Annotated in this window: 16 protein-coding genes; 14 read left to right on the top strand and 2 right to left on the bottom strand. The window is 72.1% G+C overall.

The features are described from left to right. Window positions 1-41: 41 nt before the first annotated feature. Window positions 42-776, bottom strand: a complete 735-nt coding sequence (locus tag ACLQ2R_RS36190; RefSeq protein WP_425965931.1) for a DUF4291 domain-containing protein — start codon at window positions 774-776, stop codon at window positions 42-44. Between the two features lie 156 nt (window positions 777-932). Between ACLQ2R_RS36190 and ACLQ2R_RS36185 the strand changes: the two genes are divergently transcribed. From ACLQ2R_RS36185 to ACLQ2R_RS36175, 3 genes are all read left to right on the top strand, one after another. Then, window positions 933-1157: a hypothetical protein gene (locus tag ACLQ2R_RS36185; RefSeq protein WP_425965930.1), complete on the top strand. Its 225-nt coding sequence runs from the start codon at window positions 933-935 to the stop codon at window positions 1155-1157. Window positions 1158-1302: 145 nt separating this feature from the next. After that, complete coding sequence (locus ACLQ2R_RS36180; RefSeq protein WP_425965929.1) at window positions 1303-1818, top strand: hypothetical protein; 516 nt, start codon at window positions 1303-1305, stop codon at window positions 1816-1818. Continuing rightward, window positions 1815-2411: a hypothetical protein gene (locus ACLQ2R_RS36175; protein WP_425965928.1), complete on the top strand. Its 597-nt coding sequence runs from the start codon at window positions 1815-1817 to the stop codon at window positions 2409-2411. The genes ACLQ2R_RS36180 and ACLQ2R_RS36175 overlap by 4 nt, the downstream gene beginning before the upstream one ends. 24 nt (window positions 2412-2435) lie before the next feature. Here ACLQ2R_RS36175 and ACLQ2R_RS36170 read toward each other — a convergent pair whose 3' ends face one another. After that, window positions 2436-3053, bottom strand: coding sequence for a GNAT family N-acetyltransferase (locus ACLQ2R_RS36170; protein WP_425965927.1), 618 nt, complete (start codon window positions 3051-3053; stop codon window positions 2436-2438). Window positions 3054-3867: 814 nt separating this feature from the next. Here ACLQ2R_RS36170 and ACLQ2R_RS36165 point away from each other — a divergent pair. The 11 genes from ACLQ2R_RS36165 (at window position 3868) to ACLQ2R_RS36115 (ending at window position 14319) form a co-directional block, all read left to right on the top strand. Then, window positions 3868-4797, top strand: coding sequence for a hypothetical protein (locus tag ACLQ2R_RS36165; RefSeq protein WP_425965926.1), 930 nt, complete (start codon window positions 3868-3870; stop codon window positions 4795-4797). Window positions 4798-5078: 281 nt separating this feature from the next. Beyond that, entirely contained in the window at window positions 5079-6884 is a 1806-nt protein-coding gene (locus tag ACLQ2R_RS36160) for a glycosyltransferase family 2 protein (RefSeq protein WP_425965925.1), read from the top strand. A gap of 67 nt (window positions 6885-6951) precedes the next feature. Next, window positions 6952-8013, top strand: a complete 1062-nt coding sequence (locus tag ACLQ2R_RS36155; protein ID WP_425965924.1) for an energy-coupling factor ABC transporter permease — start codon at window positions 6952-6954, stop codon at window positions 8011-8013. Further along, a complete protein-coding gene (gene cbiQ, locus ACLQ2R_RS36150; RefSeq protein WP_425965923.1) occupies window positions 8013-8777 on the top strand; it encodes a cobalt ECF transporter T component CbiQ in 765 nt (254 codons plus the stop codon). The genes ACLQ2R_RS36155 and cbiQ overlap by 1 nt, the downstream gene beginning before the upstream one ends. Beyond that, a complete protein-coding gene (locus tag ACLQ2R_RS36145; RefSeq protein ID WP_425965922.1) occupies window positions 8774-9589 on the top strand; it encodes an energy-coupling factor ABC transporter ATP-binding protein in 816 nt (271 codons plus the stop codon). Before cbiQ ends, ACLQ2R_RS36145 begins: the two co-directional genes overlap by 4 nt. 456 nt (window positions 9590-10045) lie before the next feature. Then, window positions 10046-10384 (top strand): STAS domain-containing protein, encoded by a 339-nt coding sequence (locus tag ACLQ2R_RS36140; RefSeq protein ID WP_386247043.1) that lies wholly within the window; start codon window positions 10046-10048, stop codon window positions 10382-10384. Between the two features lie 63 nt (window positions 10385-10447). Then, window positions 10448-11221, top strand: coding sequence for an SDR family NAD(P)-dependent oxidoreductase (locus ACLQ2R_RS36135; protein WP_425965921.1), 774 nt, complete (start codon window positions 10448-10450; stop codon window positions 11219-11221). 10 nt (window positions 11222-11231) lie between these two features. Then, window positions 11232-11996: a crotonase/enoyl-CoA hydratase family protein gene (locus ACLQ2R_RS36130; protein ID WP_425965920.1), complete on the top strand. Its 765-nt coding sequence runs from the start codon at window positions 11232-11234 to the stop codon at window positions 11994-11996. A gap of 145 nt (window positions 11997-12141) precedes the next feature. Beyond that, window positions 12142-12789 (top strand): rhomboid family intramembrane serine protease, encoded by a 648-nt coding sequence (locus ACLQ2R_RS36125; RefSeq protein WP_425965919.1) that lies wholly within the window; start codon window positions 12142-12144, stop codon window positions 12787-12789. A gap of 235 nt (window positions 12790-13024) precedes the next feature. Beyond that, window positions 13025-13684, top strand: coding sequence for a GntR family transcriptional regulator (locus tag ACLQ2R_RS36120; RefSeq protein WP_425965918.1), 660 nt, complete (start codon window positions 13025-13027; stop codon window positions 13682-13684). Window positions 13685-13911: 227 nt separating this feature from the next. Next, a complete protein-coding gene (locus ACLQ2R_RS36115) occupies window positions 13912-14319 on the top strand; it encodes a BlaI/MecI/CopY family transcriptional regulator (RefSeq protein ID WP_425965917.1) in 408 nt (135 codons plus the stop codon). Window positions 14320-14394: the final 75 nt, after the last annotated feature.

Raw genomic sequence — 14394 nt, 5'->3', positions numbered from 1 at the left:
TGCTCCGGCATCCTCGGGCGCACCTGGGCGGATCTTGTGTGTCATGTCTGTATGGTGCCTGGTGGTCTCGCCGTAATCATCCGAATTAGGCGCCGCGATCCGGTCGCCGGAGGGCACCGATGTACCTCGGGTCCGGTGGAGTCGCTGGTGTGCCCCTGGTCTTGTGGAGGCGGTTCCGCCGCGGGCTGGGGACACAGGTGGGACAGAAGCCCGTCCTCGACCGGGTAGGGGCGTTCCTCGGGCAGGAGCCCGGCCGCCGCGTCCGGGGCGTCGCGCGTCAGCGTGTGGATCTCGCGGGCGAGCGGGGTCACGTCGGTGATGGCGACCGTCCACTCGTCCGCGTACCGGCGCGCGGCCTCGTGCGAGAGACCGAGCTGCAGGGAGCGGTGGGGCAGCGGCCGTAGGTGAAGATCGCGTTCGGGGTCCCACTGCACCCGGGCCGGGGCGTCGCCGAGCCGCCGTTTCCAGGTGGCCCGGTCGGGATGAAGGTCACGCTCGTAGTGCGACAGGCACGCGTGGCGCAGGGCCCACTCGAATCCCTCGCGGGTGATCTCGACGGCCAGGACGGTCCGCTGTCCCTCCTTGGTGGCCCAGCCGCAGCGGTACATCATCCACAGGAACGAGGGTTTGATCCACGTCATCCGGTCCCGTTTCCAGGTGGCGGGAAAGCGGCCGTGGCGGGCGGCGGGGAGGCCGATCTCCGGTGCGTAGGCCTGATAGACGGTGATCGTGGATGCGGTGTGCACCGCCCGGATCCGGTATTTCGGTTCTTCCATGGAAGACACGATGAGGCCTGTGGCCGGGAAGGGCCATCGATTTAGCAGCCGCTCTGTCTCCGGGGGGCGCGGGACCGCGGGTGCCGGCCGGAGAAATGCGCGGACGAAGTGTTCCCGCCCTTCTGGCGTGATCCGCCGATGTGGAATCATATCTCTGTGAATGAGCCCAGGGACGATGCCCGGAGCGCGGCGAACGACGATGCGGATCGTGTCCGGGGCTGGGGAAACGTGGCCCTCATGCTGGGGATGGTACTGGTCCCGTTCCTCTTCGTGGCCAACGACTTCAGGGTGCCGCCCGAGGCTCTCATGGCAACGCCGGCTTTTGCCGTGGTGGGTGTCGGCTTACGGATCGAGGCGGCGATTCGGGAGAACAGGCGTTAGCCGCGACGATGTCGTCCACGGCCGCCACCGATCGCTCTCCGTCGTCCAGAGAAACCGTACCGGCGAGTATTTTTCCGGCAGGCCGCACTCGCATTCTTTGGCCGGTATACGATGCCTTTCTCTATTTCACGAATCGAGGTGCCGAGTGAAACCGTTCCCGGAAGAGAGTCAATGGGAGCTGCTGACCGCCGCGGGGATGCGGGAGGACTTTCAGGCCGCGTGGATCGAGGGCGGCGACGCCGATGCGATCGCCGCCGAGCTGAGCGTCGATCCCGCCACGACGCTCGAATGCGACCTGGCCACCGCGCTGCGCTGGAGCGGGGCGGACGCGCGCACCCCGGTCCTGTGGATGGGCGGGCACTCGCCGGGCTGGACGTTCGCCCTCGTGGTCGCCGGTTCGGTGCTCGACCTGAGCCTGCTGACCCGGCGGGTCCTGGACTTCTGCTACCTGCGGGAGACCGACGAGTTCTACGGTGTCGCCGGCCTCTGCCACGAGGCGGGCCTGAGCGACCTGCACCTGAACGACGACCGGGGCGACAAGGACGACCTCGACGCCCACCTGGTCGCGGTCGGGCGGGTCACCGGCCGGTTCATCGACCGCGACTGGCTCGCCGAGAGACGGACCCTGTGCCGGGTCCCGGTAGGGGTGCTGGCTTCATGACGCACGGGAAACAGTGGGCGCCGCTCCGGGAACGCGGGTTCCGCGACACGTTCGCCGGAACGTGGATCGAGGGCGACGACCCCGACGAGATCGCCCGCGATCTCGGCTCCGACCCGGCGACGGCGGTGCGCTGCGGGCTGGGGGAGGCGATGAGGGACTACGAGCCGTACGCGTTCAGGGAGCTCGTCTGGCTCGGCGAGCACGCCCCCGGCTGGAGCCACGCCATCACCATCGCCGGGCCGCCCCTGCGCGCCGACCTGCTGGCCTCCGCCGGGCGCAGGTTCGTCCAGGTGGTGTGGGACGCCGGTGACCTGGGCGTACACGACCTGTACTACTCGGACGGCATCACCGTCGGGCGGCGCAGCCCGGTCGACATCGCCGCACCCGGCTGGCCCTTCCACGAGTACGCCGAAGGTCTCGAACCGAGCCGCCCCGGCGTGGTCGACGTGTTCTGCGGGGGCCCGGCCGGCCCGGTGGGCAGCCTGGGGCTGTGGCTGGACAACTGGTTCGTCCTGGCGGGCCGCGTCTCCGGGCGGTTCATCGACGAGCGGTACCTCGACGCCACCCGGTCGCTGCACCGCATCCCGATCTGACCGGCCCTCTCCGGCCAGGGGCGTTCACGGGCTCTCGGCGCCGGCCGATCCCGGGTGAAGGTCGCGACCCCACGTGAGCCCCGGGCGAAGGTCGCGACGCCACGTGAGCAGGGTGACGCGGTCGCCCCTGCGGTCCAAGGTCTCGGGTTCGGCGTCGGTCAGGTGGAAACCGGTGGCGCGCGCCACCGCGACGCTCGCCCCGTTCGCCGGATCGACGCGCAGGACCAGGCCGCGCGTTCCCAGGGACGTGGCGGCGTACCGCGCCATCACCTCGACGGCGCGCGCCGCCAGCCGCCGGCCCCGGTGCCGGGCACCGATCGCGTACGCGAGCTCGGCCACCCCGCTCTCACCGGCCCTGCGGAAGAACAGCACCTCTCCCAGGGGTTCGCGGCCGTCCTCGGTGACGGCGAGCTGCACGCCGCGGTCGGCGGCACGCGCCGCGCGGGCCCGGGTCAGGTACTCGCGGGCGGCGTCGGCGTCGAACGGTGAACGCAGCGGGGTCCAGCGGGCGACCTGCGGCTCGTCGAAGAGGTCGACCATGGCGGGAACGTCGTCGTCGGCCCACTCGCGCAGGTGCAGCCCGAGATCGGACAACCGGATCTGGGAGGGGAAGGGGGTCTCGGTCTCGTCCGGCACCGTCATGGGACCGATTCTGCCCGCGGGCGCTTCGCGTGATCAAGGTCGTGAGGCGCGCCTTCGCCGACGAACACGCGGACGGGGCACCGGGGTGGGGCGCGCACGGGCTCGGTCGTCGTCGGTGTGATCCGGGACGATGCGGGACGTGGGCGCCGGGACGGGACGCGCACGGGGTCGGACGTCACCGGTGACGCGGGGCGATGCGGGACGCGGGCGCCGGGGTGAGGCGTCACGGGTCCGGTCGTGGTCGGTGTGATCCGGGACGGCGCGGGACGCGGATGCCGGGGGCGTACGCGGGTCCCGGGGCGGCACGCCCGGAACGTGCGGCTTCGAGGTATCCGGTGATCTCGTGGTTACCATGCGGTGAAGCGATGTCCGGCCACGGTCCTGTCGAGAAGACCCGCGTCCGGGTCGGCATTCGTGAGCGCGGTGACGCCGCCACCTCCGCAGGGGGCGCCGTTCACCGGTGGGCGCGGGCTCGCCATCCGAACCCGTGGCCGGACGCCTCCACGAACGCGCGGGCGAATCGCCGCGATTCTGTGGATCCCCCGGGAGTCCTCGATGCGATCGCGACGGCGGGGGGCACGCGGTGACCGGGATGCTTCGGCGTTCGATCGTCGCGCTTCTGGTGGCGGGCGGCGCGACGTGGGCGATGGGGCCGGGGACCTCGGGGGCTCGGGAAGCCTCCTGGGTTTCGGCGGCCCCCGGGGTTTCGGGGACCTCCGGGGTTTCGGGGGCCTTCGGTGCTCCGGGAGCCTCGAAGGTTTCGGAAGCCTTCGGGGTCGCGGGACCCTCGGGTGTTTCCGGAGCCCCCGGGGGGGTGACCCCGTCGTTCTCCGGGGTGGCCGCCCTGACCCCGGATCCCGGGTTCTCGCTGACGGTCAGCCCGGCGCGGCTGGTCGTCGGCCCCGAGGAGATCGACGCCTGGCACGCGTTCCACGTGGTCAACGGAGGCCGGTCGCCGGTCGAGGTGGCGGTCGACAGGACGAGCTTCACGACGGACGGGTCGGGCGAGATGGTCTTCCGGCGCGACGCCCCCCGTTCCGCCGCCGGCTGGCTCAGGGTCAGGCCGTCGAGATTCCACCTGGAACCCGGCGCGGAGCGGAGCGTCACCGTGCTGATCGACCCCCCGGCGCGGGCGGAGAACGGCGGGCACCAGGCGGCCCTGCTCTTCGTCGTCCCCGCCAGGGGTGGAGACGGCGACGTCCTGCTGAACCGGGCGATCGGAACGCCGGTCTACATCACCGTCCCGGGACCGATCGACACCTCCGTGCGCGTCGCCGGCCTCACCACTCCTCACGCCCTCACGACGGGCGGCCCGGTCGACCTCACCGTCGCCCTCGACAATCTCGGGACCGTGCACCGCGACCTCTCGGGACCGGATCGCCTGAAGGTGCGGGTGAACGGGCAGGACGTGCCGTTCCCCGATCTCGTCGTGCCACGGGGGACGAGCCGGAGAGCCACCGTCCGGTGGGCCGACCCGCCGTTGATGTGCGTCTGCCGCGCGACGGTGTCGGTCACCGGCACCGGCGGGACGTCCCGGGCGAGCGTCATGCTGCTCGTCCTCCCGCCGTGGCCGCTCTGGGCGACGGCGGCGTCGGTGCCGATCCTGTACGTGGCCGTGCGGCTGCCGTACCGGCGGCACCGGACGTGGTCACGTCGCCGTGCTGCCGTACCGGCGGTGCCGGACGCGGCGCAGGACGTACCGGCGGTGCAAGACGTACGAACCAGTGGTTTTCACCTGCCGTGACGTTCCGGTACGGCAGATGGAGGAGGCGACCATCGGAATTCGCCCCGCAGGCCGTCGCCGTCCGTCACATACTGAGACACTACATACGCGGAAAGTGACCGACGAGGGGCGCGGCGGTGACGGTAACGATCCTTCAGAGAGTCCGCACGGGGCAGGACGACTCTGGAATCACGGACGACTCTGGAATCACGGGCAGGTCCGGAATCACGGACGAACCCGACATCACAAACGGCTGGGACATCACGAGGGAGGAGACGGTCCGGTCCGACGTCGACGTCACCGTGATCGTCCCCCTGCACAACTGCCGTCCCTATCTGGACAGGTGCCTGACCTCGCTGCTGATCCAGCGGGTGGCCCTGGAGGTGGTGGTCGTCGACGACGGCTCCACCGACGGCGGCGGGGCGCTGGCCGACCTGTACGCCTCCTGCCACCGCGACGTGGTCCGCGTCGTCCGGCAGGAGGCCTCCGGCGGCGCCGGGCGCCCGCGCAACGTCGGGCTCTCCCACGCGCGCGGCAGGTACGTCTTCTTCTGCGACGCCGACGACTACCTCGGTCCCCAGGCGCTGGAGCGGATGCTCGCCATGGCCGACCGCAACGGGTCGGACATCGTCCTCGGGAAGATCGTGGGGCACGACCGCAAGGTGCCGGTCTCGATGTTCAAGGAGAACGCCGAGCGGGTGCCGCTCGGCGACAGCGCGGTCTACAACAGCCTGAGCTGCTTCAAGCTGTTCCGCAGGGAGATGCTGGAGCGGCACGCCGTCCGCTTCGACGAGACGCTCCTGGTGGGCGAGGACGTGGTCTTCACCACCCACGCCTACTGCCACGCCGACGTGATCTCGGTGGTCGCCGACTACGACTGCTACCACCTGGTCGACCGGCCGGACGGGACCAGCATCATGCAGAGGCGGGGCAGCCGGGACCCGGTCTCCTGGCTGCGGATGATCAAAAAACCGATCGGGCTGATGCTCGCCCACGTGCGTCCGGGCGAGCTGCGCGACCACCTGCTGCGACGGCACTTCCGGATGGACGCCTTCGGCAACCTGGGCAGGCCCTTCCTGGAGGCGGGGGAGGTCGAGCGCAAGGAGATCGTCGCCGAGGTGGCCGACATGTGCGAGCGCTGGCTGACCGACGGGGTCCGCGACCGGCTGCCCGCGATCGACCGGAGCCGGATCGCCGCGCTGGAGGACATCGACCGGCTGGTGCGGCTGGCGCACATCGAGTCGGCCGCGGTCCGCCGGGAGCTCACCGCCCTGTGCTGGGAGGGGGAGGGGCGGCTGGCCGTCTCGGGCAAGGTGGCGCTGAGCACGCTGGAGCGCTATGACCGGCCGGAGATCGCCGGCGGGACCCCCGTCCTGGTGCTGCGCCGCCGCAGTGCCGGCGCCGGTCCCGCGGACGAGATCACCGTCCCGGTGACCGGCGACTGTGACGCGTTCACCGGGATCGTGGACGTCACCGCCCTGACCACGGGTATCTGGGACGTCCACGTCGGCGTCACCTTCGAGGGGGTGCCCAGGGTCGCCCGGCTCGGCGCCGACCGGGACGGGGTCGTCGCCCCGCCCACACCGCGGGTGGCGGGCGGCGTGGTCGCCCTGCCGTACTTCACCCGCCCCTACGGCAACCTGAGCCTGGACGTCGGCGGGTACGTGGTCCCGGTGCCGGGAGGCGCGAGGCTGGTGCGCGCGCGGTGGACGGCCGGGCACCGGCTGGTGCTCGACGGGGAGGCCGTCGTGGGCGCCGCCTCACCGCCGGGCAGGGCGGTGCGCCACCTCGTCTGGCGGGAGCGCGAGTCGGGGCGGGAGCGGCGCGAGCCGGTGGCGGTCGGCGGGGACGGCACGTTCACGGCCTGCCAGGCGATGGGCAGGCTCGGCCCGGGCACCTGGGACGCCTACCTGGAGCTGGATCTGGGCGGTCCGCCCGCCCGCTTCAGGATCGAGGCGGTGCCCGAGGTGATCGAGCATCCGCGTACCTGGTGGAGGGGGGCGACCCGGTGGAGCGTCCGGCCCTACGCCACGGCGGGCAAGGGACGGCTCAGCACGGTGGTGCGCACCCTCGGCCCCGGGAGCTTCATCAAGCGCATCGTTCGTTAATGCCACTATGTTGCACCTACAAGCTATGGCCTAAAGTGGGGTCACATCCGCATCTCGGAGGCTTGTCGTGCACGTACCCGATGGCTTTTTCAACGCGGCCGTGTCGCTGTCGGCGGGAGTCGTGGCCGCCGCGGGCGTCACCGTCTGCCTGCGCGGCGCCCGCCGCGAGCTCGACGACCGCACCGCCCCGATGGCGGGCCTGGTCGCCGCCTTCATCTTCGCGGTCCAGATGCTCAACTTCCCGGTCGCCGCGGGGACCAGCGGCCACCTCCTGGGAGGGGCGCTGGCGGCGATACTCGTCGGCCCCTACACGGCGGTGCTCTGCGTGGCCGTGGTCCTGCTCGTCCAGGCGTTCTTCTTCGCCGACGGCGGGCTGACCGCGCTGGGCGTCAACATCACGCTGATGGGCGTCGTCGCGGTACTGGTCGCCTGGGGCGTCTTCCGGCTGATCACCCGGAGCGTGCGGGGCAGGGGGGCCGTCGTGGCCGCCTCGTTCGTCGCGGCGCTGATCTCGGTGCCCGCCACGGCGCTGGTGTTCACGCTGCTGTTCTGGATCGGCGGCACCGCGCCGATCGAGATCGGCACGGTGGCGGCCGCCATGGGCGGCGTGCACCTGCTGATCGGCATCGGGGAGGGCCTGATCACCGCCGTCACGGTCAGCACGGTGCTGGCCGTCCGGCCCGACCTGGTGTACGGCGCCAGGGAGATCGTCGCGCCGCTGGTGCTGCGCGGCGCGGACGGCGACGTGACCGTCACCCCCGGCACCCCCGGCACCCCCGGCACCCCCGTTCCGGCCGCGGCCCCCCGCCGCCGGAGCTGGTTCCTGCCGGCCGGGATCGCGGCGGCCGCGCTGCTGGCGGGCGGCGTCAGCTTCTACGCCTCCTCCTCGCCGGACGGCCTGGAGCGGGTCGCCGAGGACAAGGGCTTCATCGGCCAGGCGGCCGACCACCCGCTGGGTGAGCAGCCGCTGGCCGACTACGGGGACGTGGGCGGCATCCCGGTAGGGGTGGCCGGCCTGATCGGCGTCGGGGCGACCCTGGCCGCCGGTGGCGGGCTCTTCCTCGCCGTACGCCGCCGTGGCGAGGACCCCGGACCCGCCGGCGAGCGCCGCGAGGAGGCCTCCGTCTAGTGGGAGCGGGCCACGCGAGCCGCCTCCACCGGCCGGGGGACACGCTCGTGCACCGGCTGCCGCCCCAGTGCAAGCTGGTGGCGGTGGCCGGTTTCGCGCTGGTCGTCGTCGCCACCCCGCGCGAGTGGTTCTGGGCCTTCGGGCTGTACGCGGTCCTGCTGGCCGTCGTGGCGGTCCTGGCGCGCGTGCCGGCCGGGTTCGTGCTGCGGAGGATGGTGGTGGAGGTCCCGTTCGTGGTCTTCGCCCTGGCCATCCCGTTCATCGGGTCCGGCGAGCGGACGACCTTCATGGGGCTCTCGCTCAGCGTCGCCGGTCTGTGGGCCGCGTGGAACATCCTGGCCAAGGCGACCCTGGGCGTCGCCGCGAGTGTGCTGCTCGCGGCCACCACCGAACCCCGGCTGATGCTGCTGGGCGCCCAGCGCCTGAGGCTGCCGCCGCTGCTGGTGCAGATCGCCATGTTCATGCTCCGCTACCTGGACGTCATCCTGGACGAGATGCGCCGGATGCGGGTGGCGAGGGAGTCGCGCGGGTTCACGGCCAGGGACGTGCGGCACATCCCGGTGATCGCCAGGTCGGCCGGGGCGCTCTTCATCCGCTCGTACGAGCGGGGCGAGCGGGTGCACCTGGCGATGCTCAGCCGCGGGTACACGGGCACGATGCCGGTGATCCAGGACGTGTCCGCGGCGTCGAGGCAGTGGCTGGCCGCCGGTATGTTGCCGGGTGCGGCACTCGCCGTGCTGCTCGGAAGCTGGGGGGTCACATGAGTTCACCCTCGTCCTCGCCGTCGCCGCCCGCCGAGACGGTGCCCCGGCGGGAGGCCGTGCCGTCGTCGCCGCCGCCGTCGTCGCCGCCGTCGCTGGAGGTGAGCCGCCTGGCGTACGCCTACCCGGACGGCACGCAGGCGCTGTTCGGCGTGGACCTGCGGGTGGAGCGGGGCGAGCGGGTCGCGCTGCTGGGGCCGAACGGCGCGGGCAAGACCACGCTGGTCATGCACCTCAACGGGATCCTCGCCGCCGGGCACGGCACGGTCTCGGTGGCCGGGCTGCCGGTCGGGAAGGCGACGCTCGCGGAGGTCCGCAGGCGGGTCGGGCTGGTCTTCCAGGACCCCGACGACCAGCTCTTCATGCCGACCGTCCGTGACGACGTGGCCTTCGGCCCGGCCAACGCCGGGGTGACGGGGCCGGAGCTGGATCGCCGGGTCAGGGGCGCGCTGGAGCAAGTGGGCATGCTGGAGACGATCGACCGGCCGCCGCACCACCTGTCGTTCGGGCAGCGCCGCCGGGTCGCGGTGGCGACGGTGCTGGCGATGGAACCGGAGATCCTGGTGCTGGACGAGCCGTCGTCCAACCTGGACCCGGCCTCCCGGCGCGAACTCGCCGAGGTCCTCCGGGGGCTCGACGTGACCGTCCTCATGGTCACCCACGACCTGCCCTACGCGCTGGAGCTCTGCGAGCGCTCGCTCATCCTCTCGGGGGGCGTCATCGCGGCGGACGGGCCGACCCGGGAGATCCTCTCCGACGCCGGGCTGCTGGCCGCGCACCGGCTGGAGCTGCCCTACGGGTTCGCGCCGCCCTGAGCGGTCGCACCGGGAGGCCGTCTCGGACAGACCGTCTCGGACAGACCGTCTCGGACAGACCGTCTCGGACAGACCGCCTCGGACAGACCGCCTCGGACAGACCGCCTCGGACAGACCGTCCCGGACAGACCGTCTCGGACAGACCGTCCCGGGCGGGACGCGCCTCCGGGACACCGGCGGCACGGGGGCCACCGACGGCACCGGGAGACGGACGTCACCGGGAGACGGACGGCATCGGGACGCGGGCCGGGGTACCGGTGGGATGCCCCGGGACGGCGTGGTCGCGGAGAGTGAGGGACCCGGACGGGTGCGGGAGGCACTCCCGGGGTCCTGGGGAGGCGAACGGGCGTGTGGGGGTGCGGCGGTCGCACGAACTTTCCCCGAAGAGTCGCGCGGGACCTCGCGCGGAGTGACGGCGAAGTAAAGTAGGTCTGCCTTTCGGCGCGAGGAGGACTCATGAAGCTACGGCTGGCTCGCCGCGCCGTCGGTGACGCCGTGGTGGTGGCGGTCGAGGGTGAGCTCGACCTCTTCACCGCTCCCTTCCTGCGGGACGAGGTCCGTGAGGCGATCAAGCTGGACGGCGCGCGGCTGGTCCTCGACCTCACCGCGCTGTCCTTCATGGACTCCAGCGGGCTGTCGGTGCTGATCGAGGCGTGGCGGCTGGCCACCGGGGAGGGCGGCGGCGTCTGCCTGGCGGCCCCGCAGGCGCCGGTGGCCCGCATCCTCCGCACCACCGGGATGGACAGGCGGATCAAGGTGTATCCGGACGTGGGCAGTGCCGTCGGAGAGATCTGACGGCACCGAGATTTACCCCACCCCCAGTAGAACTTCATTCGGTCCGCGCGTTAAAGTCCGCTCATGGACCTGAACGGAGCAGCAGCAATCATCTCGGGCGGTGCCAGTGGCCTCGGCGAGGCCACGGCCCGCGACCTCGCCGCGCACGGCGCCACCGTCGTCATCGCCGACCTCAACGAGGAGCGCGGCAAGTCCCTGGCGGACGAGCTCGGCGGCGTCTTCGTCAAGACCGACGTGTCGGACGAGGGGCAGGTGCAGGCGGCCGTGGACGCGGCGGTGGCGGTCGGCAGCCCGCTGCGCGTGGTGGTGAACAGCGCGGGCATCGGCTGGGCCAGCCGGACCGTGGGCCGCGACGGCTCGCCCCACGACCTCGCCTCGTACCGCAAGGTCATCGAGGTCAACCTGATCGGCACCTTCAACCTCATGCGCATCGGCGCCGCGGCGATCGCGAAGACCGAGCCGATCGACGCGGACGGCCAGCGCGGCGTGGTGATCAACACGGCGTCGGTGGCGGCGCTGGAGGGGCAGACCGGCCAGGTCGCCTACTCCGCGTCCAAGGGCGGCATCGTCGGCATGACGGTCCCGGCCGCGCGTGACCTCGCCGCGATCGGCGTGCGCGTCAACACCATCTGCCCCGGCATCATCGACACCCCGATCTACGGCAGCTCGCCGGAGTCGGAGGGGTTCAAGGCCAAGCTCGTCGCCCCGGTGGCCTTCCCCAAGCGCCTCGGCCTGGCGTCGGAGTTCGCGCACCTGGTGCGCGCGCTGATCGAGAACGACTACATGAACGCCGAGACGATCCGTTTCGACGGCGGTATCCGCTTCCAGCCCAAGTAGGAGTCATCCGGTGTCTGACGAGGTTCTGGTCGACGTGGACGGCGGCGTCGCCGTCATCACGATCAACCGCCCCAAGGCCAGGAACGCCATCAACGGCGCGGTAGCCCGGGGGGTCGCCGCGGCCCTGGACGAGCTGGAGGAGCGCAAGGACGTCTCCGCCTACGTCCTGACCGGTGCCGGTGGCACGTTCTCCTCCGGCATGGACCTCAAGGGGTTCCTGACCGGTGACCTCCCGGTGATGGAGGGGAGGGGCTTCGGCGGTTTCGTCGAGGCTCCGCCGTCGAAGCCGCTCGTCGCCGCCGTCGAGGGCTACGCCCTGGCCGGAGGGTGCGAGCTGGCGCTGGCCTGCGACATCATCATCGCCTCCGAGGAGGCCAAGTTCGGGCTGCCCGAGCCCAAGCGCGGCCTGGTGGCCGGGGCGGGCGGCGTGATGCGGCTGCCGCGGCGCATCCCGTACCACATCGCGATGGAGATCGCCCTGACCGGCGACCACTTCAGCGCGGCCCGGTTGTACGAGCTCGGCCTGGTCAACCACGTCACGCCCGCAGGCGAGGCACTGGCCAAGGCCGTCGAGCTGGCGAAGAAGATCGCGGCCAACGCCCCGCTGGCGCTCGCCGCCACCAAGCGCGTGATCGTCGAGTCCGCGGACTGGAGCCGGGAGGAGATGTTCAAGAAGCAGGGCGCGATCATCAATCCGGTGTTCGGTTCCAAGGACGCCATGGAGGGCGCGGCGTCCTTCGCCGAGAAGCGCGCGCCCCAATGGAAGGGCGAGTAACACCCTTCGGGGAATTTTCCGCCGGGCGCGATCCAAAAGGGTCGCGCCCGGCGCGTTCACGGCCAAGAGTGCGTACGGTAAAGGTATGGACGAGTGCGGCGCGGGCACGTGACGTCCACCCACCGCTCCAAGGCCGGGAGAGTGCATGAACGACCACCCCAACGGAACGACCCCCACCGGCCGATCCACCGGGGCCGTCCTGAAGCGCAGGGCGGGTGACCTGGCGGCGGGTGCCCTCGGTGCCGCGATCGTCAGCGTTCTCATGGTCGGCTCCATGTGGGCGGTCGAGGTCGCCGACTACGTCCTCCCGGCGGAGTTCGACGTCTACGGCATCTGGGCCTGGGATCCCGACACCCTGGGGGGCATCTTCCTCGCGCCCTTCCTGCACGCCGGGTTCGGCCACCTGATGGCCAACTCGCTGCCCCTGCTGGTGCTGGGCTTCTTCGCCGCGCTGCGCGGGATCGGCCGCTTCCTGGCCGCCAGCCTGATCATCGTCCTGGTCAGCGGCCTGGGCGTGTGGTTCACCAGTCCGCCGATGACCCTCACGGTCGGCGCCAGCGGGCTCGTCTTCGGATACTTCGGCTTCGTCGTCGCCCGCGGGCTGTTCGACCACAGGGCCCTGGACATCATGGTGGGCGTGGGCGTGGCGATCGCCTACTACTCGATCATCTGGGGCGTCCTGCCCGGCCAGCCGGGCATCTCCTGGCAGGGTCACCTGTTCGGGCTGCTGGGCGGCGTCTTCGCGGCCTGGGCGGTGCGCCGCAGGCGTCGCGCGCTCTCCACGGCCCGCTGACCGCGCCCCTTCACGGCCTCCCGGAGGTTCACCGGCGGTCGCGGGGGACGAGCAGCCGGGTCGATGAGATACGACGGCATATGACCCACTGTGTTCCGGCGGGCGCTGTGTGGGCCTGAGGGCGTCGTGGGGAGCCCCGCGAGCATTTCCGGGGTCTCGGGGAGGGGCTGCGGTCCGCGGTCGTCAGGATCGAATAGGGTCGGTGGGAGCATCGTCGGCGGAAGGGCCTGCACCGGTGGGGGACGAGATCGAGACCGGCGCGCCGGCCGCGGACGGGCGTGAGAAAGAGGACGGGCGCGAGGGAACAGACGGGCACGAGGGAGCGGGCGGGCGCGAGGGACGGGCGGTGCCCCGGGTGCTGGTCCGGCGCGCGATCCCCACCGAGCCCGCCGTGCGGGGCTCGGAGTCGCTGTTCGTGACCGAGGCCACGCGCCAGGGCGTGCGACCGGCCCGGCGGATGCTCCACGTCGGCCCGGAACCGGCCGGCGGCGACGTCGCCGCCGCCCTGCGGGTCGAGCCCGGCGAGCGGGTCCTCGCCCGCAGGAAGATGATGTTCGCCGACGACGTGCCCGTGCGCGTCGCCACCAGCCATCTGCGGCTGGACCTCTTCGGCGGGACCCCCCTGGAGGACCCGGGTTTCCTGCGGCCCAGCCTGCAGGCCGCGATCGAGGCGCTCGGCCACCGGTTCGGCCACGCGGAGGAGCAGCTGACGGCCCGCCCGCCGACCCCGTGGGAGGCCGAGATCCTCCGGCTCGATCCCGGGGAGTGGGTCGTGCGGATCCTGCGTGCCGCGTACTCCGTCGACGGCACTCCGGTGCACGTGCTGGAGACGGTCTGCGCCGCCTCGCGCCACGTGTTCCCCATCGCGCAGGTCACCGGCGCCGACCAGTTCTGACCTGCGGCTCCTTCGCGCCACCCGCCCGGTGGCGTCCGCCCGCACGCCCCTCGCGGGTTCCGGGGACCAGAGCGGGAGATCATGCCGGGGACGATCGGCTATGGCCCCATCCGGGGATTTAAGTGACAATATGACAAAATTTCATGTGTGGACTTGCTCGGCCGCGTGCCCGTACATGCTCCCCAGGGCCGTCGCCGCCGGGCGCGATCCTCGAGAGGTGGCCGCGGGTGAACCTGGGATCTCTGGAACGCGCGATCATGGACGTCCTGTGGGGCTGCAAGCAGCCACTGCTGGTCCGCCAGATGCAGGACATCTTGAACCGGGACGCGGAACGGAACCTGGCCTACACCACCGTGCAGACGGTCGCCGAGCGCCTGGTCAGGAAGGGGCTGCTGGAACGGGCCCCCGCGCGCAACGCCTTCCGCTACACCGCCAGCCGCTCCCGGGACGAGCACGTGGCCGGGCTGATGCTCGCCGCGCTGGAGGGCAGCCCGGACCGGGCCCCGGTGCTCTCCCGGTTCGCCGAGGCGGTGGCCCCTGACGACGCCGTACGCCTGCTGCACGAGCTCGCCCGGCGCGCGGGGGAGCGGGCGCACGTCACCAAGGCGAGCGGCCTGCCGAGCGCGCTGCCGTAGCGGCGCCCCGTCCGGGGGACCGGTCCCCCGGACGGGGCGGGTGAGCCGCGGCCGGGCCGGTCCACCCGCTCTCCG

Origin of the sequence: Streptosporangium sp. DT93, from assembly GCF_049844535.1 — a bacterium.
Classification (GTDB): Bacteria; Actinomycetota; Actinomycetes; order Streptosporangiales; family Streptosporangiaceae; genus Streptosporangium.
The sequence above is the reverse complement of the archived record's forward strand: the minus strand, read 5'-3'. Positions and strand labels throughout refer to the sequence as shown.

Excerpts from the sequence above, each read along its gene's own strand:
- ACLQ2R_RS36190 (WP_425965931.1), bottom strand. The coding sequence starts at position 776 with ATGGAAGAACCGAAATACCGGATCCGGGCGGTGCACACCGCATCCACG.
- ACLQ2R_RS36175 (WP_425965928.1), top strand. The coding sequence starts at position 1,815 with ATGACGCACGGGAAACAGTGGGCGCCGCTCCGGGAACGCGGGTTCCGC.
- ACLQ2R_RS36170 (WP_425965927.1), bottom strand. The coding sequence starts at position 3,053 with ATGACGGTGCCGGACGAGACCGAGACCCCCTTCCCCTCCCAGATCCGG.
- ACLQ2R_RS36145 (WP_425965922.1), top strand. The coding sequence starts at position 8,774 with ATGAGTTCACCCTCGTCCTCGCCGTCGCCGCCCGCCGAGACGGTGCCC.
- ACLQ2R_RS36140 (WP_386247043.1), top strand. The coding sequence starts at position 10,046 with ATGAAGCTACGGCTGGCTCGCCGCGCCGTCGGTGACGCCGTGGTGGTG.
- ACLQ2R_RS36135 (WP_425965921.1), top strand. The coding sequence starts at position 10,448 with ATGGACCTGAACGGAGCAGCAGCAATCATCTCGGGCGGTGCCAGTGGC.
- ACLQ2R_RS36125 (WP_425965919.1), top strand. The coding sequence starts at position 12,142 with ATGAACGACCACCCCAACGGAACGACCCCCACCGGCCGATCCACCGGG.